This is a genomic window from Flavobacterium sp. AJR, from assembly GCF_002156885.1.
Taxonomy (GTDB): domain Bacteria; phylum Bacteroidota; class Bacteroidia; order Flavobacteriales; family Flavobacteriaceae; genus Flavobacterium.
The window spans coordinates 42,260-64,727 of sequence record NZ_NCWQ01000031.1; the positions used below are offsets into that span (position 1 = coordinate 42,260).

At 33.2% G+C, this 22,468-nt stretch carries 22 protein-coding genes and 1 tRNA gene; 14 read left to right on the forward strand and 9 right to left on the reverse strand.

All coding sequences use genetic code 11. The features are described 5' to 3' along the window. The first annotated feature begins 343 nt into the window (after positions 1 to 343). Positions 344 to 1,792, forward strand: a complete 1,449-nt coding sequence (asnS, locus tag B8T70_RS09840; protein WP_086894732.1) for an asparagine--tRNA ligase — start codon at positions 344 to 346, stop codon at positions 1,790 to 1,792. Positions 1,793 to 1,930: 138 nt separating this feature from the next. Beyond that, positions 1,931 to 3,394: an RNA polymerase factor sigma-54 gene (gene rpoN, locus B8T70_RS09845; RefSeq protein WP_039115436.1), complete on the forward strand. Its 1,464-nt coding sequence runs from the start codon at positions 1,931 to 1,933 to the stop codon at positions 3,392 to 3,394. Positions 3,395 to 3,513: 119 nt separating this feature from the next. Here the strand turns inward: rpoN and B8T70_RS09850 are convergent, their stop codons facing one another. Both B8T70_RS09850 and B8T70_RS09855 read right to left on the reverse strand, forming a co-directional pair. Beyond that, positions 3,514 to 3,960, reverse strand: coding sequence for a hypothetical protein (locus B8T70_RS09850; protein WP_086894733.1), 447 nt, complete (start codon positions 3,958 to 3,960; stop codon positions 3,514 to 3,516). A gap of 40 nt (positions 3,961 to 4,000) precedes the next feature. Continuing rightward, positions 4,001 to 4,591 (reverse strand): thymidine kinase, encoded by a 591-nt coding sequence (locus tag B8T70_RS09855; RefSeq protein WP_039115440.1) that lies wholly within the window; start codon positions 4,589 to 4,591, stop codon positions 4,001 to 4,003. A 245-nt stretch (positions 4,592 to 4,836) separates the two neighbouring features. On the opposite strand from B8T70_RS09855, the gene B8T70_RS09860 reads away from it, so the two are divergent. The 8 genes from B8T70_RS09860 to B8T70_RS09895 all read left to right on the forward strand — a co-directional run bounded on the left by B8T70_RS09860 (position 4,837) and on the right by B8T70_RS09895 (position 13,531). Next, positions 4,837 to 5,958 (forward strand): hypothetical protein, encoded by a 1,122-nt coding sequence (locus tag B8T70_RS09860; protein WP_086894734.1) that lies wholly within the window; start codon positions 4,837 to 4,839, stop codon positions 5,956 to 5,958. A 296-nt stretch (positions 5,959 to 6,254) separates the two neighbouring features. After that, positions 6,255 to 6,998 carry a 16S rRNA (cytidine(1402)-2'-O)-methyltransferase gene (rsmI, locus tag B8T70_RS09865; protein ID WP_086894745.1) on the forward strand — a complete coding sequence of 248 codons (744 nt, stop codon included), beginning with the start codon at positions 6,255 to 6,257 and terminating at the stop codon, positions 6,996 to 6,998. Between the two features lie 148 nt (positions 6,999 to 7,146). Further along, positions 7,147 to 7,491 carry a HopJ type III effector protein gene (locus B8T70_RS09870; protein ID WP_086894746.1) on the forward strand — a complete coding sequence of 115 codons (345 nt, stop codon included), beginning with the start codon at positions 7,147 to 7,149 and terminating at the stop codon, positions 7,489 to 7,491. A gap of 205 nt (positions 7,492 to 7,696) precedes the next feature. After that, positions 7,697 to 9,394 (forward strand): single-stranded-DNA-specific exonuclease RecJ, encoded by a 1,698-nt coding sequence (gene recJ, locus B8T70_RS09875; protein ID WP_086894735.1) that lies wholly within the window; start codon positions 7,697 to 7,699, stop codon positions 9,392 to 9,394. Between the two features lies 1 nt (position 9,395). After that, positions 9,396 to 10,673, forward strand: coding sequence for an MFS transporter (locus B8T70_RS09880; protein ID WP_086894736.1), 1,278 nt, complete (start codon positions 9,396 to 9,398; stop codon positions 10,671 to 10,673). A gap of 3 nt (positions 10,674 to 10,676) precedes the next feature. Next, positions 10,677 to 11,600 carry an alpha/beta hydrolase gene (locus B8T70_RS09885; protein WP_086894737.1) on the forward strand — a complete coding sequence of 308 codons (924 nt, stop codon included), beginning with the start codon at positions 10,677 to 10,679 and terminating at the stop codon, positions 11,598 to 11,600. Positions 11,601 to 11,879: 279 nt separating this feature from the next. After that, positions 11,880 to 12,236 carry a hypothetical protein gene (locus tag B8T70_RS09890; protein WP_086894738.1) on the forward strand — a complete coding sequence of 119 codons (357 nt, stop codon included), beginning with the start codon at positions 11,880 to 11,882 and terminating at the stop codon, positions 12,234 to 12,236. Between the two features lie 83 nt (positions 12,237 to 12,319). Next, complete coding sequence (locus B8T70_RS09895; protein ID WP_086894739.1) at positions 12,320 to 13,531, forward strand: cytochrome c3 family protein; 1,212 nt, start codon at positions 12,320 to 12,322, stop codon at positions 13,529 to 13,531. Between the two features lie 183 nt (positions 13,532 to 13,714). Here B8T70_RS09895 and B8T70_RS09900 read toward each other — a convergent pair whose 3' ends face one another. From B8T70_RS09900 to B8T70_RS09910, 4 genes are read right to left on the reverse strand one after another with little or no spacing between them, the layout of a single operon-like run. Next, on the reverse strand, positions 13,715 to 14,473 hold the full coding sequence (locus tag B8T70_RS09900; RefSeq protein WP_039115452.1) for a UDP-2,3-diacylglucosamine diphosphatase: 759 nt from the start codon (positions 14,471 to 14,473) through the stop codon (positions 13,715 to 13,717). A 15-nt stretch (positions 14,474 to 14,488) separates the two neighbouring features. Continuing rightward, on the reverse strand, positions 14,489 to 14,941 hold the full coding sequence (locus tag B8T70_RS09905) for a 6-carboxytetrahydropterin synthase (RefSeq protein WP_039115454.1): 453 nt from the start codon (positions 14,939 to 14,941) through the stop codon (positions 14,489 to 14,491). A gap of 32 nt (positions 14,942 to 14,973) precedes the next feature. Beyond that, positions 14,974 to 15,150 carry a hypothetical protein gene (locus tag B8T70_RS23785; RefSeq protein WP_165572296.1) on the reverse strand — a complete coding sequence of 59 codons (177 nt, stop codon included), beginning with the start codon at positions 15,148 to 15,150 and terminating at the stop codon, positions 14,974 to 14,976. 5 nt (positions 15,151 to 15,155) lie between these two features. Continuing rightward, positions 15,156 to 15,923 (reverse strand): enoyl-CoA hydratase/isomerase family protein, encoded by a 768-nt coding sequence (locus B8T70_RS09910; protein ID WP_086894740.1) that lies wholly within the window; start codon positions 15,921 to 15,923, stop codon positions 15,156 to 15,158. 104 nt (positions 15,924 to 16,027) lie between these two features. Here B8T70_RS09910 and B8T70_RS09915 point away from each other — a divergent pair. From B8T70_RS09915 to B8T70_RS09925, 3 genes are all read left to right on the forward strand, one after another. Further along, positions 16,028 to 16,101, forward strand: a tRNA-Ala gene (locus tag B8T70_RS09915). A 233-nt stretch (positions 16,102 to 16,334) separates the two neighbouring features. Continuing rightward, the gene (locus B8T70_RS09920) at positions 16,335 to 16,901 is read left to right on the forward strand and encodes an NfeD family protein (RefSeq protein WP_207621523.1); all 567 of its coding nucleotides are present in this window, start codon (positions 16,335 to 16,337) and stop codon (positions 16,899 to 16,901) included. A 13-nt stretch (positions 16,902 to 16,914) separates the two neighbouring features. Further along, on the forward strand, positions 16,915 to 18,423 hold the full coding sequence (locus B8T70_RS09925; protein ID WP_207621525.1) for a flotillin family protein: 1,509 nt from the start codon (positions 16,915 to 16,917) through the stop codon (positions 18,421 to 18,423). Between the two features lie 67 nt (positions 18,424 to 18,490). On the opposite strand, the gene B8T70_RS09930 is transcribed toward B8T70_RS09925, so the two are convergent. Genes B8T70_RS09930 through B8T70_RS09940 form a run of 3 tightly spaced genes read right to left on the reverse strand, consistent with a single transcriptional unit; the run spans position 18,491 to position 20,624 of the window. Then, positions 18,491 to 19,729, reverse strand: coding sequence for an RNA polymerase sigma factor (locus B8T70_RS09930; protein ID WP_086894747.1), 1,239 nt, complete (start codon positions 19,727 to 19,729; stop codon positions 18,491 to 18,493). A 52-nt stretch (positions 19,730 to 19,781) separates the two neighbouring features. Continuing rightward, positions 19,782 to 20,135, reverse strand: coding sequence for a YciI family protein (locus tag B8T70_RS09935; RefSeq protein ID WP_035617460.1), 354 nt, complete (start codon positions 20,133 to 20,135; stop codon positions 19,782 to 19,784). Between the two features lie 33 nt (positions 20,136 to 20,168). Continuing rightward, positions 20,169 to 20,624 (reverse strand): carboxymuconolactone decarboxylase family protein, encoded by a 456-nt coding sequence (locus tag B8T70_RS09940; protein ID WP_039115462.1) that lies wholly within the window; start codon positions 20,622 to 20,624, stop codon positions 20,169 to 20,171. Positions 20,625 to 20,895: 271 nt separating this feature from the next. On the opposite strand from B8T70_RS09940, the gene B8T70_RS09945 reads away from it, so the two are divergent. Further along, positions 20,896 to 22,236, forward strand: coding sequence for an amidohydrolase family protein (locus B8T70_RS09945; RefSeq protein WP_039116527.1), 1,341 nt, complete (start codon positions 20,896 to 20,898; stop codon positions 22,234 to 22,236). The last annotated feature ends 232 nt before the right edge of the window (positions 22,237 to 22,468 follow it).

Sequence of the window (22,468 nt, forward strand, 5' to 3'; positions counted from 1 at the left end):
TAATAAATTCTGTATTGTTATTCTAACAATCCCCAAGCTTCGGGATAAAACTTGTTAGGTATTTTTTTATTGATTCTTATACCTACAAGGTTTTAAAAACCTTGCAGGATTTGTACATTATCTAATTTTCACATTAACACATTATCTAATTACCTTATTTTACTCCCACTTCTAGCCCTGATAGTAGCGGCATCCTTTATGTTTTTTCTTTAAAAACATAAAGATATAGCGGATAGCAGGAAATAGCTCCTTACTTCGCAACTCCTTATGGCAATTACAAACATTTCGATTATATTTGCATTTCGATTGAAAGACAATTTTTAATATCAATTCTAAAATTAAAATGAGACACACAAAAGTTAAAGACTTATTAAACAGTACTACGACGCTTCAGGAGGTTAATGCAAAAGGATGGGTAAGAACTTTTAGAAATAATCAGTTCATCGCTCTTAATGACGGTTCTACCATTAATAATATACAATGTGTTGTTGATTTTGAAAATACACCAGACGAAACTTTAAAGAGAATTACTACTGGTGCAGCGATTTCTGTAACAGGAAATTTGATTGAAAGTAAAGGTGCTGGTCAGAGTGTTGAAATTCAGGTTACAAAACTGGAAATCTTAGGAGATTCAGACGCTGAGAAATTCCCAATACAGCCAAAAAATAAACCGAGCTTAGATTTCTTACGTGAAAATGCGCATTTACGTGTACGTACGAATATGTTTGGTGCAATTATGCGTGTACGTTCGGTATTATCATTTGCGGTTCATAACTATTTTCAACAAAAAGGTTTTGTGTATGTAAATACGCCAATTATTACTGGATCTGATGCTGAAGGTGCTGGAGAAATGTTTAAAGTTACTGCTTTACCATTTGACAATACTCCAAGAACTGAAGATGGAAAAGTAAACTATAAAGAAGATTTCTTCGAAAAAGAAACAAACTTAACCGTTTCTGGACAATTAGAAGGAGAAACATATGCAATGGCTTTGGGTCAGATTTATACTTTTGGACCAACTTTTAGAGCAGAAAATTCAAATACTTCTCGTCACTTGGCAGAATTTTGGATGATTGAGCCTGAAGTTGCTTTCAATAATCTTGATGACAACATGGATTTGGCTGAAGATTTTATTCAGTATGTAATTAAATATGCTTTAGACAACTGTCAGGATGATTTAAAATTCCTGGAAGCTAGACTTCTAGATGAAGAAAAATCTAAACCTCAGGCAGACAGAAGCGAAATGGCTTTGTTAGAGAAATTAAACTTCGTATTAGAGAACAACTTTAAACGTGTATCTTATACAGAAGCTATTGATATCTTAAGAGATTCTACTCCAAATAAAAAGAAAAAATTCAACTATATCATTAACGAATGGGGAGCTGATTTACAATCGGAGCATGAGCGTTACTTAGTTGAAAAACACTTTAAATGTCCGGTAATTTTATTTGATTACCCAGCCAACATAAAAGCGTTTTATATGCGTTTAAATGATAACACTGAACCAGGAAAAGAAACAGTTCGCGCAATGGATATCCTTTTCCCTGGAATTGGAGAAATCGTAGGAGGTTCTGAAAGAGAAGAACGTTACGACGTTTTAATCGAAAAGATGAAAGCCTTAGAAATAGACGAAGAAGAATTATCATGGTATTTAGACACCAGAAGATTTGGATCGGCTACACACGCAGGTTTCGGACTTGGTTTTGAAAGACTTGTTCTTTTTGTAACTGGAATGACAAACATTAGAGACGTAATTCCTTTCCCGAGAACTCCTGGAAATGCAGAGTTTTAGTAGAAAGTTATTTGTTATTTGTTATGAGTTAAGCGTTAAACCTTAACTCATAATTATTTTAAAAATAAAAACGTTATGAATTATAAGTTATAAGTCAAGCAACTCATAACTTATAACTCATAACTCTTAACCCAAAATATGCTAAAGCAATTTTTAAATTTAAAATTATCTCAGAAATTATCTCCTCAGCAAATTCAGTTGATGAAGTTAATTCAATTGCCTACGCAAGCTTTTGAGCAACGTTTATTAGAAGAAATGAACGAAAATCCAGCTCTAGAAGCTGGAAAAGAAGAAGAGTACGAAGCTGACGAATTTGCTAATGAAGAATACGATGATTATGATGATGCTGAATCGGACAGAATCGAAGCAGACGACATTAACATCGACGAATATTTAAGCGACGACGATACTCCAGATTATAAAACGCAAGCCAATAATTATAGTGATGACGACCAGGAACGCGAAACTCCATTTGCATCGCCTGTTAGTTTTCATCAGGATTTAATTAATCAGTTAAATACTTTTATCTTAAATGACGAAGAACGTGAAATAGCCGAATTCCTTGTAGGAAGCATCGATGATATGGGTTACATACGAAGAAGTATTCCCGATATTGTAGATGATATGGCATTTACACAAGGTATTTATACCGATGAGGCAATGGTCGAAAAAATGCTGAATGTAATTCACGAACTAGAACCTTCGGGCGTTGGTGCACGTGATTTACAGGAATGTTTATTGCTACAATTAAAACACCGAACTCCAACAGAATACGTAGAATTGGCAATTGATATTATCGAAAACCAATTTGATGCTTTTACCAAAAAGCACTACGATAAACTGTTACAAAAATATAATGTTTCGAATGAACAACTTAAAAAAGCAGTTCATGAAATAGAAAAATTAAATCCTAAACCAGGTGGCGCATTTACAGGAAACAATAAAGTTACCGAGAATGTAGTTCCCGATTTTGCGATACGTATTGTTGACGGCGAGCTTGAATTGACCTTAAACGGAAGAAATGCTCCATCGTTACACGTTTCTAAAGATTATCAGGAAATGATGCAAACGTATAAGGATTCCAGAGATAAATCGACAGCTCAAAAAGATGCTGTGCAGTTTATAAAACAAAAACTGGATTCGGCTAAATGGTTTATCGACGCAATCAGACAACGTCAGGAAACATTATTTGTAACCATGAATGCGATTATGCATTATCAGGAAGAATACTTCCTGGATGGCGACGAAACCAAACTAAAACCGATGATTCTTAAAGATATTGCCGATATGGTTGGGTTGGATATTTCGACAATTTCGCGTGTTGCAAACAGTAAATATGTTGAAACTCCTTATGGAACAAAACTGATAAAAGAATTTTTCTCGGAAGCGATGAAGAATGATCAGGGTGAAGATGTATCGACTCTAGAAATCAAGAAGATTTTACAAAATACAATCGAAGAAGAAGACAAAAGAAAACCTCTTCCTGATGATCAGCTTGCTGAAATTCTTAAAGAAAAAGGATACCCTATTGCTCGAAGAACTATTGCAAAATATCGTGAGCAACTTGATATTCCTGTAGCAAGAATGCGTAAAAAAATGTAATTATTTTTTTTACCATTAAGAAATTAAGAAAATTAAAGTTTTAATTCTTCTATTGATTAAACATAAAAAGAAACCCGACAATTAATTAATAATTGTCGGGTTTCTTTTTTGTAATTTCTTTATTTATACTGCTCAGGAATTATTTTTATCTTGAATAAAAACTCATTCTTTTTATCGTTATAACTATAAATAAGAGTGAAATTATTATCTCTAAAATCTTTAAGTCCCGGATTTGCCTTGGCAGTACTTAGCAAACTTTCTTCGATGTTCTTGCTTAAAGCCCCAACATCTGTAGTTTCTTTGTCGTTATTTACTAAGGTTAAATTGTATTGAGCAACTCTTTCCTGAATTAAACTAACGCTATCTAAACGAATTCCTTCCTGAATCGTTAATGGACAATTTTTATTGTACTTATTAACCAATTCCGTCATATGTTTATCGACAGCAGATGGTCCTTTAAAAAAATAATACTGAATCAAATTTGCAGAAATTGCCAGAATCGCCACAATTACAACTGCTATTATTACTTGCGTAATTACTTTTCTTTTCTTGCTTTTTTCCTGCATTATTATTTATTTAGTTATTGTTTCCAGAAAAATAATAAGTCTATTTTTCCTGATTCTTTTTCATGGCATTATAATAAGCTGCACGGCTTAACGGCTCATATTCTTCGGTTTCGCCTAACATAACCAATTTATCATTGTCGGTTTTACGGAAACTATAATTTGCCAGATTTCCTGTTCTTGTACAAACAGCGTGAACTTTAGTTACATATTCGGCTGTAGCCATAAGTCCCGGCATTGGCCCAAACGGATTTCCTTTAAAATCCATGTCCAATCCTGCTACAATTACACGAATTCCCTGATTAGCAAGGTCATTACAAACGGTAATAATTTCGTCGTCAAAAAACTGAGCTTCATCAATCCCGATAACATCACAGCCTTGTGCAAGAATAGCAATATTTGCTGCTGCAGGAACTGGTGTTGAACGAATTTCGTTTGCATCATGCGACACAACCATTTCGTCATGATAACGGGTATCAATAGCTGGTTTAAAAATTTCGACCTTTTGCTTGGCGAATTGAGCTCGTTTTAATCTGCGGATTAATTCTTCGGTTTTACCCGAAAACATTGACCCACAAATAACTTCAATCCATCCAAATTGTTCTTTGTGATTTACTGTATTTTCGAGAAACATTTTGTATTTTTCTACCTTTAAAGATGAATAGTTTTTATTACTTTGTACTGGTAATAAATCAACATAAAAATTCGATACTTTTACGTTTTTTCAAAAGTAGAAAATTTTTATCAAATCAAAGATTCGGGAGCATTAATTTAAAGAAATAAAAAAAATATTGCACAATGTTTCTTTCATTTTTTGATTTTCATCAAAAAGAATACGCATTAATAAACAAGCCTAACACATTATAATTTTCAAACGTTATGAAAAAAAAATTGGAAGCCGATTTAATCAGCATTGCACATCGAATTTTAAAACTTAAAAACAAGTCCGATATCAATCAATTATATCTTGAAACGCAGAAATTATATGAAAAATTGGCCGTTTTGAAATTTATTGATGAAAATTTTGAAGATACCAAACCAACTATTGGTCGTAGCCAAATAGATGCTACCATTGCAACTGCATTTGAAAAAGAAGAAGCAATACAACCAGAAAAAACTATTGTAATCGAAGAACCGATTGCAAAAGAAGAAATCATTGTAAATGAAGTTATAGAAACTCCTATCGAAGAGGTTACTGAACCAGTTGCAGAAGCAGTAATAGAAACCAAAACAGAAGAGGTTATAGAAGACGTTGTTGCAGAAACTGAAGAAGCTATCGAAGAGATTCCTGAGCCAGTTGCAGAAGAAGTAATTGAAACCAAAACCGAAGAGATTATAGAAGAAGTTGTTGCGGAAACCGAAGAATCTATCGAAGATATTCCTGAGCCATTTTTAAAAGAAGTAATCGAAACTGAAGAGATTACAGAAGAAGTTGTTGCGGAAGTTCCTGAACCAATAAAAGCCGAAGAGGAAAAAGTTGAAGAAGTAGTAGAAACTCCAACTCTGGATTTTGCTCCTGCTTTTGAGCTAACTCCTGAAACAGAAGAAGAAACTCCAAAAAAATCAGACGTTGTACATATCTCATTTGAGGATTTAGGTATTGATTATAGTAATGCCCAATTTGTAAAAGTTGATAGTTTTGAAGCCGTATCTCCTACTCCATCAGCTCCAATAGAGTTTAAAGAGAAAAAGAAAGAAGTAGTTGCAAAAGAAACAACTACAACTGCAGTTTTAGAAGAATCCAGACCAGTTTCTTTAAACGAAAAACTTTCAAAAGGATTTCATGTTGATCTTAACGACCGTATTGCATTTACAAAAAATCTTTTCGGGAATAGCCCAGAAGATTACAATCGCGTTTTAAACCAATTAATCACATTTGATAGTTTTGGCGAAGCCAATGAATTTCTTGAAAACATGGTGAAACCAGATTATAACAACTGGGAAGGAAAAGACGAATATGCAGAACGTTTCGTAAGCATTATCGAGAAAAAATTCTCATAAAAAATAAAACACAAATTTCAAGAAAGTATTTTAGAACTTTGACACTCGAGCGATAGCGAAGGACGGATGAAGTAAAGAGTTACTAACTTAAATTGTCTATAAAGGGACGCGGATGATACGGATTTACAAAAGTAAAGCCGCGGATTAAAACTGATTTAAAAACAATCGAAAATAAAATCCGTTTTAATCCGTGTTTTCGCGATAGCGAATCCGCATAATCCGCATCCTTTCGCAAAGAGTTAGATAGAATCATTTGTGTTAACTAAAAATTGATTAAACAGAATTCAGAAAAAATTATGTCTAAATTATATATTGTTCCCACGCCTATTGGCAATCTTGAAGACATGACTTTTCGAGCCATTCGCATTCTTAAAGAAGTAGATTTAATTTTAGCCGAAGATACCCGTACAAGTGGCAAACTCTTAAAACATTTTGAGATTGGCACACATATGTACAGCCATCATATGCATAACGAACACAAAACTACCGAGAGTTTAATTGCAAGATTAAAAGCCGGAGAAACTATCGCCTTGATTTCGGATGCGGGAACTCCTGCAATATCCGATCCTGGTTTTTTGCTTACTCGTGCTTGTGTCGAAAATAAAATCGAAGTAGAATGTTTACCTGGTGCAACTGCTTTTGTTCCCGCATTGGTAAATAGCGGATTACCAAATGATAAATTTGTTTTTGAAGGTTTCTTGCCTGATAAAAAAGGAAGACAAACTCGTTATTTGGCTCTAGCCGAAGAAACCCGAACCATGATTTTGTATGTTTCTCCACATAAATTAGTAAAAACTTTAGCTGAATTTATCACTTATTTTGGTGAAGACAGACAAGTTTGTGTATGCAGAGAATTATCAAAACTACACGAAGAAAATGTTCGCGGAACTGCACAAGAAGTATTGGCACACTTTGAAAAAACAGCTCCACGCGGAGAAATTGTCGTAGTTATTGCCGGAAAAACAATAATAAAAGAACCCAAGAAAAGTAAATTTTCTAAGGACGACAAAGAAGAAGAAGAAGAAGAAGAAGAGAACTAAAAAATAATTTATGCCACAGATTAAAAGATTCTCACAGATTAAAAATTGAACAATTTATATTTTTCAAAAAAAAATCCTTTAAATCCTTTAATCTGTGGCAAAAAAAATTATCTGCAAAACTGAGCAGATGCCAATAAAGCTTAAAACTATGACAATCCAAGCCTTTTTAGAAAAACTAAAACAAACTCCAAACGAAATAACTTTCCCTGAAACTATTGCTGTAATCGAAGAAAATTACACGTTTACACCAACTGCATTCCAGAACGGAACTCAACACAATGCTGCTGGCGAAAACTCAGGTTCTTGTAAATTATTTGCTTTTGCAAAAGCACAAAACCTTTCTAAGGAAGAAACCTTGGCTTGTTTTGGAGCTTTTTATTTTGAAGAAGTTTTAGGAGATCCAAACGGAACCAATCATCAAAACATTAGAAACTTCATCAACTTAGGTTGGGACGGAATTAAGTTTGAAGGTGAAGCTTTGAAACAAAAATAATCCTGAAACCTTTGTCAAAGTTTTAAACTTTGACAAAGGTAAAACCAAATATTTTGCCGCAGATTTCACAGATTAGCACAGATTAAAAAAATCCTTTATCCCGATCCCGAAACGTCGGGACGGGAGTGGCAAAAAAAACATATCAGATTAAACGATTTTTGATTTCTAAAATCTAGAATCTACACTCTAAAATCTAAAATCAACCATGCGTTGGACATTAAAACCAAAACCTTCCGAAGATAAAATCAAACATTTGGCACAAGTTCTAAATGTAGAAGATTTTGTTGCAACACTTTTAATCCAACGTGGTATCGAAACTTTTGAAGATGCTAAGAATTTCTTTCGTCCGTCGTTAGAACATCTACATGATCCGTATCTTATGAAGGATATGGACAAAGCAGTTTCCCGAATAGAACTTGCAATTGCTAATCAGGAAAACATTCTTGTTTTTGGCGATTATGATGTCGATGGTACAACGGCTGTTTCTTTAGTTTCTTCTTACTTAAAATCATACTACCCAAATGTAGCAACTTACATTCCGGATCGTTATGCCGAAGGTTATGGGGTTTCTTTCATGGGAATTGACTTTGCCGATGATAATGGATTTTCGTTAATTATCGCTTTAGATTGTGGTATAAAATCTATCGATCATGTCGCTTACGCAAAAGAACGAAACATAGACTTCATTATTTGTGATCACCACCGTCCTGGGGAATTTCTTCCCGATGCGGTTGCCGTTTTAGATCCAAAAAGAGAAGATTGTTTTTATCCTTATGATGAATTATGTGGTTGTGGTGTAGGTTTTAAATTAATTCAGGCTTTAGGAACAAATCGTAATCAAACTATTGATGATTTATTTCCTTACTTAGATTTGGTTGCAACTGCAATTGCTGCAGATATTGTACCAATGACGGGTGAAAATAGAGTTTTGGCTTATTACGGCTTACAAGTTATTAATAGTGATCCAAGACCAGGAATAAAAGCTTTGGTTCACCAAGTAAAGAAAAAAGTGCTCGACATTACTGATGTTGTTTTTATCATAGCTCCACGAATTAATGCAGCTGGACGAATTAAGCACGGTAATCACGCTGTCGAATTATTAACTGAATTCAACTTTGAGCAAGCACAACAATTTGCATCCGAAATAGAAAAATACAATGCCGACCGTAAGGATCTGGACAAACAAATTACCAAAGAAGCTTTTCAGCAAATAGAAAAAAACCAAGAACAAAATCGCTTTTCGACAGTAGTTTATCAAGAAGACTGGCACAAAGGCGTAATTGGTATTGTAGCTTCCAGATTAATAGAAACGTATTATCGCCCTACACTTGTTTTTACAAAAAGTGGAGATAAATATGCTGCTTCGGCAAGATCTGTAAAAGGCTTTGATGTATATAATGCTCTCGATGCTTGTTCCTCTCATTTAGAACAATTTGGAGGACATATGTATGCAGCCGGAATGACTCTAAAAGAAGAAAATTACCCTGCTTTTAAAGAAGCTTTTGAAAGACAAGTAGAGAAAACTATTCTACCCGAAATGCTAACTCCCGAAATTGAGATCGATGCCGAAATCAATTTTACAGATATTACTCCAAAATTAATTCGAATTTTAAAACAGTTTGAACCTTTTGGACCTCTTAATATGACTCCTGTTTTTATGACCAAAAACATAAAGGATACAGGTTATGCAAAAGCAATGGGTGCAGATGAAGATCACCTTAAACTTTTTGTAAAGCAATCCCGAAGTCTCGGGACCGAAGGAATTTCGGCAATAGGATTTGGTTTAGGTAAAAAATTAGACCTAGCAACTAATCAAAAAACATTTCAAGCCGCTTATTGCATCTCAGAAAACGAATGGAATGGCAACGTTTCTATCCAATTAATGTTAAAAGATATCCAGTAACATGAAAGATAAAGCCAAGAAAAATGACCCATACGCAGCATTGCGTATTAGAGAATTCAATGTCTTTTTATTATTGCGTTTTGCCATGGTTTTTGCTTGGTCTATGCAATTTATTGTAATCGAATGGGAAGTTTATAGTTTAACCAAGGATCCTCTTTCGTTAGGAATTATAGGTTTAATGGAAGTAATTCCTGCAGTTTCTATGGCTCTGTTTGCTGGTCATATTGTAGATCAAAATGAAAAAAAGGGATTATTAGTAAAATGTATTTTAGGCTTTTCGGTTATTAGTTTTGGTTTATTTTTATTAACATGGCCAAAAGTAGTAAGTGGTTTCTCTAAAGATGCTATTTTATATTCTATTTACTTTTTGGTTTTTCTAGGTGGACTAGTAAGAGCTTTTCTAGGCCCAACTATTTTCTCTCTTATATCTTTAATTGTACCCAAAAAATTATACCCAAATGCTGCAACATGGAGTAGTTCGGTTTGGCAAGTAGGTTCTGTTTTAGGCCCTGCAATTGCGGGTTTCTCTATTAACTGGATTGGTGTACATTGGTCTATGTGTTCTGTTTTTGCCTGTTCTCTTTTTGCCTTAATTGCCTTATCACAAATAAGTACCAAACCTATTTTGAATCCAAAAATTGGTGAACCAATCATGGAAAGTTTAAAAGAAGGAATCAAGTTTGTGTTTAACAACAAAACCATCTTAGGTGTATTATCTCTGGATATGGTCGCAGTTCTGTTTGGTGGAGCTGTTGCTTTGTTACCCATATTTGCTCAAGATATTTTAAAAGTTGGCCCAGAAGGATTTGGTATATTAAGAGCCGCTCCGGCAATTGGAGCTTTTATTACGATGCTAATCTCTGCCTACGTTCCTTTGTATAAAAAAGCGGGAATGAAACTTTTGGGTGCTATTTTTGTTTTTGGACTATGCATTATTCTCTTTGGTGTTTCTACCATATTCTGGCTTTCGGTTGCCGCTTTATTTTTAAGTGGTATTGCTGATGGAATTTCGGTTGTTATCCGACAAACCATTTTACAACTAAAAACTCCGGATCATATGCGTGGTCGTGTTGCTGCTGTAAACTCAATGTTTGTAGGTTCTTCTAACGAATTGGGAGCTTTTGAAAGTGGTTTAACTGCTAGATTAATGACACCTGTAATTTCAGTGGTCTTTGGCGGAAGCATGACACTATTAACTGTTTTAGGTTTTGGAATATCGTCCCCAACTTTTAGAAAACTAGATTTACAAAAAGACATGGAAGACCATCAAAACATGTAGTAAATGAAAATAACATTCTTATTCTCGTTTCTTTTTTTGACATTCTTAGCGAATGCTCAAGCATTATATATAAAAACATACGGAAACAAAACTGATACACCAATTATATTCATCCACGGTGGACCAAGTGGTAACGCTACTCTTTTTGAAGGCACTAATACTGCCGAAGAACTTTCTAAAAGAGGATTTTATGTAATTGCATATGACCGTAGAGGCGAAGGAAGATCTACAGATCCAAATGCCACATTTACCTATAATGAAGCCTTTAAGGATTTAAACGCCATTTATAAAACTTATAATCTAAAAAAAGCAACATTACTCGCTCATAGTTTTGGCGGCTTGGTCGCTACACTTTATTCTGAAAAATATCCTGAAAAAATTAATTCTCTAATTCTTATCGGAGCTTTATTTTCACAACAAAAAACATATAATCATATTCTGGATTCTGTCAAAAAAATCTACACTAAGAATGATGATTTAGCTATGCTTGATAAAGTTTCTCATGTAGAAAAACTTGACAAAAATTCTGCTGAATATAGAAAAGGTTGCTTCGAACTGGCTGGAGAGAATAATTTCTTTAAAATGCCAAAACCTACAACTGAATCTAAAGCATTATATCATCAATATGAAATAAGTGATTTTTATAAAACGAATATTCGAAATAAAAATGCTCCTCTGTTGTTTTATAAAAATGAAAAGCAAAACAATATTGATACAAAACCTATTCTTCAGAAATTAAAAATAAAAGGAATGCCTATTTATGCTATATATGGAAAGCAGGATGGTATTTTTTCGGTTTCAGAAATCGCTGCTTTAAAGAATATTGTTGGCAAACAAAATTTCGTATCTATCGAAAACTGCTCTCATTATTTATTTGTAGACCAACAAAAAGAATTTCTAGATAGCATTTATAAGTGGCTTAAATAAATCAGGCAATTTTTAAATCATTTAGTTCAGTTATATAAAACCATATAAGTTATATAAGTTCATTTAAGCTTTACGCAAATAAGCTTCGTCTTATATTTTCTTATATAACTTATATGGTTCATTCCCCCTTTTTAATGCAATAATTAAGAATGTTGATCAAAACTCACCTAATCTAATTTTAGGCTATTTATTTCGTTAACAAAAATTAACCTATTTTATGATTTTTTTATTTAGAATTAATATAAATAATAATTATATTTGTTTCTATAATCGAAGAACATGAGAGAAATAGAACAAATATATCATAACGACTTTGGAATTTCCTTTTATTGGAAAAACCATAATGAGACCCTTTTTGACAAAATACAACTGATTTTTAAAGAAACAGGGTTCTACTTTTCAGTATCTGAACTAAAAGATTTTGATGATTTAATCGAAGATAGTTTGCTTACAAATGCATGTTGTGATGAATGTACTTTAAAAAACAAATGCCATAAGTTTTTGCTAAAAACTCCTTGTACCCAAATAGATTTGGCTGTTTCGATGGACGAACTAAAAGCGATTGAAGATTTGGTAAAAGGTTCTTTATTTAAAATTGAACTTGAAGAATATGTTTACGGAGTTGGCTTAAATTAAGACAAATTCTCTAATTTTTAACATCAATGCTTTCATAATTAAATATATTTTGATTTTATTCAAAAAAAAGTATATTTACATTAATGAAAAATACCAGTACGCTTTTTATCCTTTTATTTTTAGTTGTTTTATTATCTAACTGCAGCAATAAATCCGATGAATATATTGATCCCCGCGGAACCGATTATGCAGGCTCCGAAAGCTGCATACAATGTCATCAAGCCGTATATCAAAAAGCAATACAAAGTTCACACTATAAAGCAACCGCAGCAGCTATAAAGGGGAATGTTTTAGGTAATTTTAGTTCTGGAGACCATGTTTTTGTTTACGATAAAAACACCAAGATGGTCATGGAAGAACGAAATGATAGTCTTTATCAGGTTTTATACAAAAACGGAAAAGAAGTTGAAGCCCGCAAACTCGAAATAGTTTTTGGAACCAAACACGCTCAAACTTCCGTATTCTGGCGCAATAACAACACATACGAATTGCCTCTTTCCTATTATACATCTGTTCATAGTTGGGCAACAAGTCCAGGGTTTTCGGCTGAAAAACCTTATTTTGACCGAAAGGTGGTCAAAGATTGTTACGCATGCCATAGCTCTAATATAAGCAGCAGAAATGTAGATCAAAACTCTAAAGACAAGAACTTTCTGTCTATGGATGTAGAAGATGTGATTAATAAAAAAACAATCGTTTATGGTATTGATTGTGAGCGTTGCCACGGACCTGCCAAAGAACATGCTAACCAACACTTGAAATTTCCAGACTTAAAAGTTGCAAAAAACATTGTTACCTATAAATCATTATCCAGACAACAAAAATTAGACGCTTGTGCATTATGTCATTCTGGAAATGACGGAATGAAAATAAAATCCAGATTTGACTTTAAACCCGGAGACAATCTTTCGGAGTATTTTAGAAGTTCGCATAGCCCAACCGACACAACCGATTTTGATGTGCACGGGAACCAATTTAAGTTATTACTACAAAGTAAATGTTTTACAAAAAGCGAAACCATGGATTGTATTTCTTGTCATAATCCACATGAAAATGCAACAAAAAACTTAGCTACATACTCAAAAATATGTATGAGTTGCCATAACACGGTAAAACACAATACGACAACAATTAAAACAATCTCCGATAACTTACTAAAAGATAATTGCATAGAATGCCATATGCCGAAAAAACCATCGGGAGTAATTAGCTTCCGACTTTCTAAAGCATCCAAAGACTCCAACTATATGTTAAGAACACATAAAATTGCTATTTACCCGACTAAGAAAAAGTAATTATTAGGTAGCTTTAAACATATAAGTCATTTAAGAAAATATAAGATTTAGAATACTTGCATTAAATGAACTTACATAACTTAAATGGTTCACTCTTACCCAATCTACTTAAACAATTTAAGAGAATATAAACTTTTGAATACTTGTTATAATCAAACTTAAGTAGTTAAACGAACAAGGCAATTATTTCCCGAATTCTTTTAGTTCAAAAGTTTCACCGTCGAAAACACCGTAGGTAAAATATCCTATCCAATCTCCTAGGTTAACATAATTAGAATCCTCACCTACAGAAATAATCATAGGCAAATGACGGTGACCAAAAACAAAGTAATTATAATGTTTGGTTTCTAGTTTACGTTTAGCATACAATACCAACCATTCGTTTTCTTCACCTAAGAATTTCACGTCTTCGTCGCCAGAAATCAATTTATTTTTTACAGATAAATATTGTGCTAATTTTACACCAACATCTGGGTGGAGCCAACGAAAAATCCATTTTGAGAACGGATTTGTAAAGACTTTTTTCATTCTTTTATATCCTTTATCTCCAGGACCTTTTCCGTCGCCATGACCAATCAGGAATGTTTTACCTCCAAAAGTAAATTCTGCATTATCATGATAAACAGGAATATTAAGTTCAGTCTGAAAATAGTCACTCATCCATAAATCATGGTTCCCTACAAAGAAATATACTGGGATTCCGCTATCACGAATTTCTGCCAATTTACCCAAAACACGAATAAATCCTTTTGGCACAACAGTTTTATACTCGAACCAAAAATCGAATAAATCACCTAATAAAAAAATTGCTTCAGCATCTTTTTTTACCTCATCAAGCCACGCAACAAATTTTTGTTCGCGGGGAAAACTTAACTCAGGTGTTGGTGCTCCAAAATGTTGATCGGAAGCAAAATATACTTTTTTATTATTGGGTAATTGCATGAAAATAGATTTCGATTACAAATTATCGCTTGCGTACCATTCAGCAAATGATGATTCAGTTTCTTGAAGTTTTAAAGAGAAAAGAGAGATATTTGTTGGCAATCTTTTGATAATTCTTTCAGAAAAATCAACAACCATATTTTCACTTGTTGGCTGATAATCAACCAAAATTACGTGATGTCCACGGTTTTTTAATTCCTTTGCTAATTCTATATGTGGTGTCGTTTCATTAAAAACGGTAGCATGATCAAACTGATCAACGATTTCTTCTTTTACAATTTTCTTTAGATCCGAAAAATCAATTACCATTCCATGCTTTACATTATCACGGTCTGTAATTGGAGAACCAATAACTGTTACAGACAGTTTATAACTATGTCCGTGAACATTTTTACATTTTCCATCATATCCGTAAAGCGCATGTCCTGTTTCGAAACTAAATTGTTTTGTAATTCTGATATTACTCATCGAGTTGTATTTTAGATTGCAAATTTACAAAATTAAAAACCGTTTTTTTCTCTTTTTTTGGCTCTACTATACATCCAATAGGCAACTCCTACTAAAATCACAAACGGAATAAAGGAACCTATAACTACTCCTATTTGATAACTGGCATCGGGAGCAGACTTGATTTTCTCTGCAACGTCCACTTTAAGAGCGAATAAAACAATATTCATATTTATTAATTTTTAAATTGTGCCAAGGCTTTCTTTGTAAAATCAGACAAAACTAATTTTCCTGAAATACGAGCGCGTTCAGAAAGTAATGAATCCCAATTTTCTGTTCCTTCCCAAATAACTTTCTTCATCTCAACCAATGCATCAGGATTATAACTTGCTAATTTTAAAGCAAAATGAGATAATTCTTCGTCCAACTCTAGTTCATTTTCAAGCACTTTGGCAAAAAGACCTTTATGGTTTGCCCAAATTGCCGATTTCCATTCGTGAGCAGCAAGAGTCATCTCAGTCATTGCCGTTTTCCCTATTTTTCTAGAAACAGCTGGTTCTATAACAAAAGGTCCAATCCCTATTGCAAGTTCAGAAAGTTTAACAGAACTGTCTTGCGTTGCAAAAGCATAATCACAAGCAGCAGCAATACCAACTCCACCTCCAACAACTTTGCCCTGAATACGCCCTATAATTATTTTAGAACAATTGCGCATAGCATTGATAAGATGTGCAAATCCTAAGAAAAACTCGATTCCCTGTTCTTCATTTTCAACTGCTAAAAGTTCATCAAAAGAAGCTCCTGCACAAAAAGCGCCACTTCCCTCACTTCTTAAAATAATAACTGTTACAGACTTATCTTTACTCAAATTATCAATTTCCTTAGTTAGTTTATTAAGCAAAGTTCTAGGAAAAGAATTACTAGCCGGATGACCAAACTCAATAGTTGCTATTTTATTTTGGATTATGGTATGAAGTAAACCATTTTGATTTTCTGAACTCATATTGTTGTTTTTATTGTAAAGTTACGGTTTTGAAGAATATTTTCAGTCGATACTATTTGAAATTTGTTTTTTGATAATTAATTGACTTTATTTGCAATCACTTTGGGGGATTAGCTCATTTGGCTAGAGTGCTTGCCTGGCAGGCAAGAGGTGACCGGTTCGAATCCGGTATTCTCCACAAAATAAAATAATAAACCCTTGTAAATTAGTTTTTACAAGGGTTTTCTTTTTTTTTGTAATACTCTAAAAATCACTAACATATATTCAAACTTATTCTTTTACTTTAAAACCTTATTGTGGTCCTTGCTGATTTAAACTAGCTCTACTTTTGCAAAAAATTTATAGCAAATACAAAATGCTATCTATTTATAAAGAAGCTAAAGGCTTTTTTAGCTAAAAAGAATCACAATTATGGAAATGTTAGAGAACTTAGATCCTTTGCTCCGCGCCTTTTGGTTTGTTGCTATACCTACAAGTGTAATTTTTATTATTCAAACTATTCTATCATTTATTGGTGCTGACTCCTTTCATGGGCTTGATGCTGATTTTGATACTGATTTAGGAGGTACTGACGAACAGTTTCATTTATTCTCTTTGAGGAATTTAATTAATTTTCTCTTAGGTTTTAGCTGGACAGGAATTTCCTTTTATGCAACCGTACCTAATAAAACTTTAATTGTCATTTTAGCTCTATTGGTCGGAATTGTGTTTGTCTTTTTGTTTTTCATAATTATCAAACAACTACAAAAATTAGCCGAAGACAATTCTTTTAAAATCATAAATACATTAAACAAAACTGCCGAAGTTTATTTGATCATTCCCGAAAGTAAGAAAGGAAAAGGTAAAATTATGATTAGTGTAAATGGTGCGTTTCACGAATTAGAAGCAATGACCGAAAAGAATACAATTGCATCTGGTGCAGTCGTAAAAGTCGTAAAAATAGAAAACGATAATATTCTAATAGTAGAAACAATTTAATTTAATAAACATGATGACACCAATGATAATCATAGTCGTTGCAGCTGTAGTTTTATTTGCAACAATCTCAGCATTAGTATCGAGATACAAACGTTGTCCATCTGACAAAATATTAGTCATTTACGGGCGTACTGGAGGTACATCAGCAAAATGTGTTCACGGTGGAGGTGCTTTTATCTGGCCAGTAATTCAAGACTATGCATTCTTAGATTTAAAGCCTTTATCAATCGAGGCAAACTTAACAAATGCTTTAAGCCGCCAGAACATTAGAGTAGATGTTCCTTGTCGTTTTACAATTGCTATTTCTACTGAATCTGATAGTATGAATACTGCTGCAGAAAGACTTTTAGGATTATCATCTGAACAAATTCAGGAATTAGCCAAAGATATTTTGTTTGGTCAATTACGTTTGGTAATTGCAACAATGACTATTGAAGAAATTAACTCTGACCGTGATAAATTCCTTGATAATATTTCTAAAAACGTTGATAGTGAACTGAAAAAAATCGGTTTAAAATTAATCAACGTAAACGTTACCGACATTAAAGATGAATCGGGTTATATTGAAGCATTAGGAAAAGAAGCTGCCGCAAAAGCAATTAACGAAGCCAAAATTAGTGTCGCTGAACAAGAAAAAATAGGAGAAACAGGGAAAGCACTAGCTGACAGAGAAAAAGACACTCAAATAGCCGAAACTCACAGAGATAGAGATGTAAAGATTGCTATTACCCAAAAAGACAGAGAAATTAGTATTGCAACTGCTGCAAAAGATGAAACCATCGGAAAAGCAGAAGCAGACAGAGATACCAGAGTAAAAACATCCGAAGCTAATGCGATTGCTATAGAGGGAGAAAACCAAGCAAGAATTGCTATTGCAAATTCAGAAGCACTTCGTAGAGAAAAAGAAGCAGAATCACTACGTATTGCAATTACTGCCGAAAAAGTACAACAAGCAAAAGCTCTGGAAGAATCTTATGTAGCAGAACAAATAGCCGAATTAGCACGTTCAGAAAGAGAACGCTCTACACAAATTGCAAACATTGTAATTCCTGCTGAAATTGCTAAACAAAGAGCCATTATAGAAGCACAAGCTGCTGCAGAAACGATAAGAGAAAATGCAAAAGGAGAAGCAGATGCGATTTTTGCTAAAATGGAAGCTGAAGCAAAAGGACTTTTTGAGATTTTAACGAAACAAGCAGAAGGTTACAAAGAAGTTGTGGCTGCAGCTGGTGGAGATCCAAGTAAAGCATTCCAATTACTGTTATTAGAAAAACTACCAGAACTAGTAAGAATACAAGTTGAGGCTGTTAAAAATATTAAAATTGATAAAATTACTGTTTGGGATTCTGGCAACGGACAAAATGAAAACGGTAATTCATCTACCGCGAACTTTGTTTCAGGAATGATGAAAACTGTTCCTCCCTTAAACGACTTGTTTAATATGGCAGGATTAAATTTACCAACATATTTAAAAGGAATAGACAATCCTGAAGAACATTTAGAAAAAAAGAACGAAGAGTAAAATCGTGTATATTTAAAAATAATAGGGTTCCACTTTAATTAAAGCGGAACCCTATTTAATTTTATTATTATTCTGAAATAATAAGTCTATCTATATTTTTAATAATTGTCGATTTATCTGCTGTTGTGTTGGCTAGTTTTAAAGCTGTTTTAAAATGTTGCAACGCTTTCTCATTATCGATATCTGTGTATAGATTACCTAATAACGAATAGTAAAAATGATTATCTAAGAGATTTAATTTTTCTGCTTCTTGTATCGCTACTGCTTTTCCATTAGTTTTTGCCAAAGCATAAGTTCTGTTTAAAGCTGCAATTGGCGAATATTCCAGAATCAATAAACTATTATATAATTGCAGAATATTCTCCCATTTTTCGGCTGTGTCTTCTTTATGAGTATGCCAATACCCTATTCCTGCCTCAAGATGATATTTTGATATTTTATTTCCAGTTGAGGATTTACTTAAATACTCTTCTCCTTTATTTATTAATTCTTTGTTCCAGAGAGTTTCATCCTGATCTTCATATAAAATCGTTTCGTCATTTTCGTTCATTCTAGCTTCAAATCTCGAAGAATGAAAACACATCAACGCAAATAAAGCATTTACCGCTGGTTTATTGGTCCCTTCGTTTTCGATAAGCAAATAACACAATCGCATTGCTTCGATACAAAGGTCTTTACGCAAAATCGTATTCTGGGAAGTCGAATAATACCCTTCAGAAAACAATAGATATATCGTTGTTAAAACAGTATCTAATCTTTTATCAATCTCATTTAAAGAGGGTTGTTCAATTTTTATTTGCTCTGTTTTTAGCTTGTCTTTCGCTCGATTTATACGTTTATAAATAACCTCTTTATTAGTCAAAAAAGCATCGGCAATCTCTTGGATTCCAAAACCACAAAGCAAATTTAGCGCAAGCGCAACCTGCGATTCAGACGAAATACAAGGATCACAAACCGTAAAAATCATAGCAAGCTGACTATCTATAATATTTTTGCTAGATAAATCTATCTCGATTTCTTCGGCTTTGGGAGCATTATGTTTTATCTCTACCGAAAGTTTTTGCTCGAAAAGAGCATCACGTTTTAAATAATTCTTGGTTTTATTTTTGGCAACCGTATAAAGCCAAGCAGTCGGGTTTTCGGGAATTCCTTTTAAACTCCACAATTCGGTAGCCGAAAGAAATGTATCACTCACAATATCTTCCGCAATTTCGATATGATTAATCCCAAATAAATAACAGAGTACCGAAACTATTTTTCGATACTCTGTTCTAAATAAATGTGGCAAAAGCTGATTGTCTTCCATAAAATCAAATCCTGATGCTTTTATAAAACACAAAAGCATTTTTAATTTTTAATTAATGGCCTTCAAAAACAACAGCCATACGAATTTCTACATTTCCGCCCCATAAAAGGATTGGGCAACCTTTGGCAACTTCTACTGCCTCGTCATAATTAGCTACTTTAATCATAATTAAACCACCTATTGCTTCTTTAATTTCCACAAAAGGTCCATTAGTTACATTATTATTTTGCTTCACAACTCTACCTTCACCATCCCAGCGTTGTAGAGGTCTAGCCAATTTATCCTGAGCAGCGATTCCGCCTAACCAATCTTGCCATAATTTAATTGATGATTGCATTTCTTCTGGCGAAGGCTGAATTTCTTTGGTTATGCTATCTCTTCTAAATATCAATACAAATTCTTCCATTTCTTATTATTTTACTATTATTGAATCGTTTAATTAACCTCCAAATTGTCCAACTTGATAGGTACCTACTCCATATGGAAATGCAAGATTAATACGATTCCATGTATTGATTGTTGTAATTGCCATCGTTAAATCGATTAAATCTTCATCTGAAAATTGACTTTTTACTTCGTTGTAAACTGAATCTGGCACTTCGCATTTTGTTAATGCTTCCGCCCAGGCCAGTGCTGCTCTTTCTCTCTCAGTATAATACGGAGTCTCACGCCAAGCACTCAAACCATATATACGTTGCTCTGTTTCTCCTTTGGCACGCAAATCTTTAGAATGCATATCCAGACAATAAGCACAACCATTAATTTGTGATACTCTAAAGTAAACCAATTCCAATAGCATTTCTTCTACTGCCGATTTTTTTAAATATGCCCCAATTCCAAAAAGTGGTTTTAATGCGCTTTGTCCTTTTTCCTGAATGTTAATTCTTGATTCCATTTTGTTTAAATTTTTAATTGTTATACCCTAATAACAATCGAACTTTCAGAATTGGACATATTAAATAAAATATTTTTCATTTATTTTAAAAATAAATACCAAACAACTGAAATACAATTATTTATATCTTAAAATTATTTAAATATTTCTGTTAAAAAAACTACAAGTTTGAGAATGAAAATTTCATTAAGTTGTTTTATCAAATATGTTAAATAATTATTATTTTAGATTTGTCTTTAAATTTCTAAACAATATTTTAATTCTATTAAATATGAAAAAAATCTTAAGTTCTTTATTAATTGCTGTAGTGTTTTTTGCAAATGCACAAAACAAGGTACAAACTTCAAAAATTTTGATTAATAATGTTAATATTTTCAATGGGAAGGATAACAAAATTAAGAAAGGGAACATCTTGATAGAGAATAATTTAATTAAAATTATTTCTGAGCAACCTATAGCAACAGATAAAAGTGGGGCAACTAAGATCATTGACGGCCAGGGAAAATATGTTATTCCGGGTTTAATTGATGCACATTCACATATGATGATTGAGTCTATCTCACAAGCAAAAGCAATGACTTCTGAATTTGCTTATTTGGCATTGTTTGCTGCACATTGTTCAGAAAAACAATTGTTGAGAGGATTTACTACAGTTAGAGATTTAGGAGGAGGTGCTTTAGTATTGCATAAAGCGATTGATGAAGGCTTGGTTATTGGTCCTCGAATTTTTGCGAGTGGTGCTTTTATATCTCAAACTGGTGGGCATGGTGATTTTGGGATGCCTACGGATGTTCCTAGAAAAACAGGAGAATTATCTTATCCTGAATTGAACGGGATGGCTGCCATTGCCGATGGTGAAGATCAGGTATTACTCCGTAGTCGTGAACAATTACGTCAAGGTGCTACACAATTAAAATTGATGGCTGGAGGTGGGGTTGCTTCTAATTATGATCCATTGGATGTTACTCAGTATACAGAAGCCGAATTTAAAGCTGCTGTAGTAGCTGCTGAAAATTGGGGAACTTATGTTACAGTTCATGCTTATACCCCACAAGCTATAAAAACGGCTATAAAAGCGGGAGTAAAATGTATTGATCATGGGCAGTTAGCTGATGATGAAACAGCAAAATTAATGGCCGATAAAGGTATTTGGTGGAGTTTACAACCTTTTTTAGATGATGAAGAAGCAATTCCTTTTCCTGCGGGATCCAGTAATAGAAAAAAGCAACTGGAAATGACACAAGGAACAGATAATGCTTATAAACTTGCAAAAAAATACAAGATTAAAACAGCTTGGGGTACGGATTGTTTATTTGATTCTTCTTTAGCGATGAAACAAGGAAAGCAACTTTCAAAAATGACCAGATGGTATACCCCTTTTGAAGTGCTTAAAATGGCTACGTATGACAATGCTCAATTATTAGCAATGAGTGGTAAAAGGAGTTCATATCAGGAAGGAAAATTAGGAGAAATATCTGAGGGAGCTTATGCAGATTTAATTGTAGTAGACGGTAACCCAATTGAGAATATTCGTTTGATTGAAGACCCCGATAACAACTTTAAAATAATTATAAAAGATGGAAAAATATATAAGGATATATTAAACAAGTAATAAAAAATGTCTGATTATTGCTTAATAAATTAAAAAAAATAAATTGATAAGTCACTAATGTTTTATTGACATCTTTAATTAGTACTGTTAGAAAGCTAAATTTAGTACTGTTGTTATAGTTGATTTTTAGGATATTTATTATTAAAAATTCCTCTTTCAATTTATTATCAATAGTTTGATTTAATGTCTTTTTAGGTGAAAAAAAATATTGTTTTTTTTAGAGATTTAATTA

Bases quoted from the DNA above. Each gene is read 5' to 3' on its own strand.
- asnS (WP_086894732.1), top strand. From the start codon at position 344: ATGAGACACACAAAAGTTAAAGACTTATTAAACAGTACTACGACGCTT.
- rpoN (WP_039115436.1), top strand. From the start codon at position 1,931: ATGCTAAAGCAATTTTTAAATTTAAAATTATCTCAGAAATTATCTCCT.
- B8T70_RS09850 (WP_086894733.1), bottom strand. From the start codon at position 3,960: ATGCAGGAAAAAAGCAAGAAAAGAAAAGTAATTACGCAAGTAATAATA.
- B8T70_RS09855 (WP_039115440.1), bottom strand. From the start codon at position 4,591: ATGTTTCTCGAAAATACAGTAAATCACAAAGAACAATTTGGATGGATT.
- B8T70_RS09860 (WP_086894734.1), top strand. From the start codon at position 4,837: ATGAAAAAAAAATTGGAAGCCGATTTAATCAGCATTGCACATCGAATT.
- rsmI (WP_086894745.1), top strand. From the start codon at position 6,255: ATGTCTAAATTATATATTGTTCCCACGCCTATTGGCAATCTTGAAGAC.
- B8T70_RS09870 (WP_086894746.1), top strand. From the start codon at position 7,147: ATGACAATCCAAGCCTTTTTAGAAAAACTAAAACAAACTCCAAACGAA.
- recJ (WP_086894735.1), top strand. From the start codon at position 7,697: ATGCGTTGGACATTAAAACCAAAACCTTCCGAAGATAAAATCAAACAT.
- B8T70_RS09880 (WP_086894736.1), top strand. From the start codon at position 9,396: ATGAAAGATAAAGCCAAGAAAAATGACCCATACGCAGCATTGCGTATT.
- B8T70_RS09885 (WP_086894737.1), top strand. From the start codon at position 10,677: ATGAAAATAACATTCTTATTCTCGTTTCTTTTTTTGACATTCTTAGCG.
- B8T70_RS09890 (WP_086894738.1), top strand. From the start codon at position 11,880: ATGAGAGAAATAGAACAAATATATCATAACGACTTTGGAATTTCCTTT.
- B8T70_RS09895 (WP_086894739.1), top strand. From the start codon at position 12,320: ATGAAAAATACCAGTACGCTTTTTATCCTTTTATTTTTAGTTGTTTTA.
- B8T70_RS09900 (WP_039115452.1), bottom strand. From the start codon at position 14,473: ATGCAATTACCCAATAATAAAAAAGTATATTTTGCTTCCGATCAACAT.
- B8T70_RS09905 (WP_039115454.1), bottom strand. From the start codon at position 14,941: ATGAGTAATATCAGAATTACAAAACAATTTAGTTTCGAAACAGGACAT.
- B8T70_RS23785 (WP_165572296.1), bottom strand. From the start codon at position 15,150: ATGAATATTGTTTTATTCGCTCTTAAAGTGGACGTTGCAGAGAAAATC.
- B8T70_RS09910 (WP_086894740.1), bottom strand. From the start codon at position 15,923: ATGAGTTCAGAAAATCAAAATGGTTTACTTCATACCATAATCCAAAAT.
- B8T70_RS09920 (WP_207621523.1), top strand. From the start codon at position 16,335: ATGGAAATGTTAGAGAACTTAGATCCTTTGCTCCGCGCCTTTTGGTTT.
- B8T70_RS09925 (WP_207621525.1), top strand. From the start codon at position 16,915: ATGACACCAATGATAATCATAGTCGTTGCAGCTGTAGTTTTATTTGCA.
- B8T70_RS09930 (WP_086894747.1), bottom strand. From the start codon at position 19,729: ATGGAAGACAATCAGCTTTTGCCACATTTATTTAGAACAGAGTATCGA.
- B8T70_RS09935 (WP_035617460.1), bottom strand. From the start codon at position 20,135: ATGGAAGAATTTGTATTGATATTTAGAAGAGATAGCATAACCAAAGAA.
- B8T70_RS09940 (WP_039115462.1), bottom strand. From the start codon at position 20,624: ATGGAATCAAGAATTAACATTCAGGAAAAAGGACAAAGCGCATTAAAA.
- B8T70_RS09945 (WP_039116527.1), top strand. From the start codon at position 20,896: ATGAAAAAAATCTTAAGTTCTTTATTAATTGCTGTAGTGTTTTTTGCA.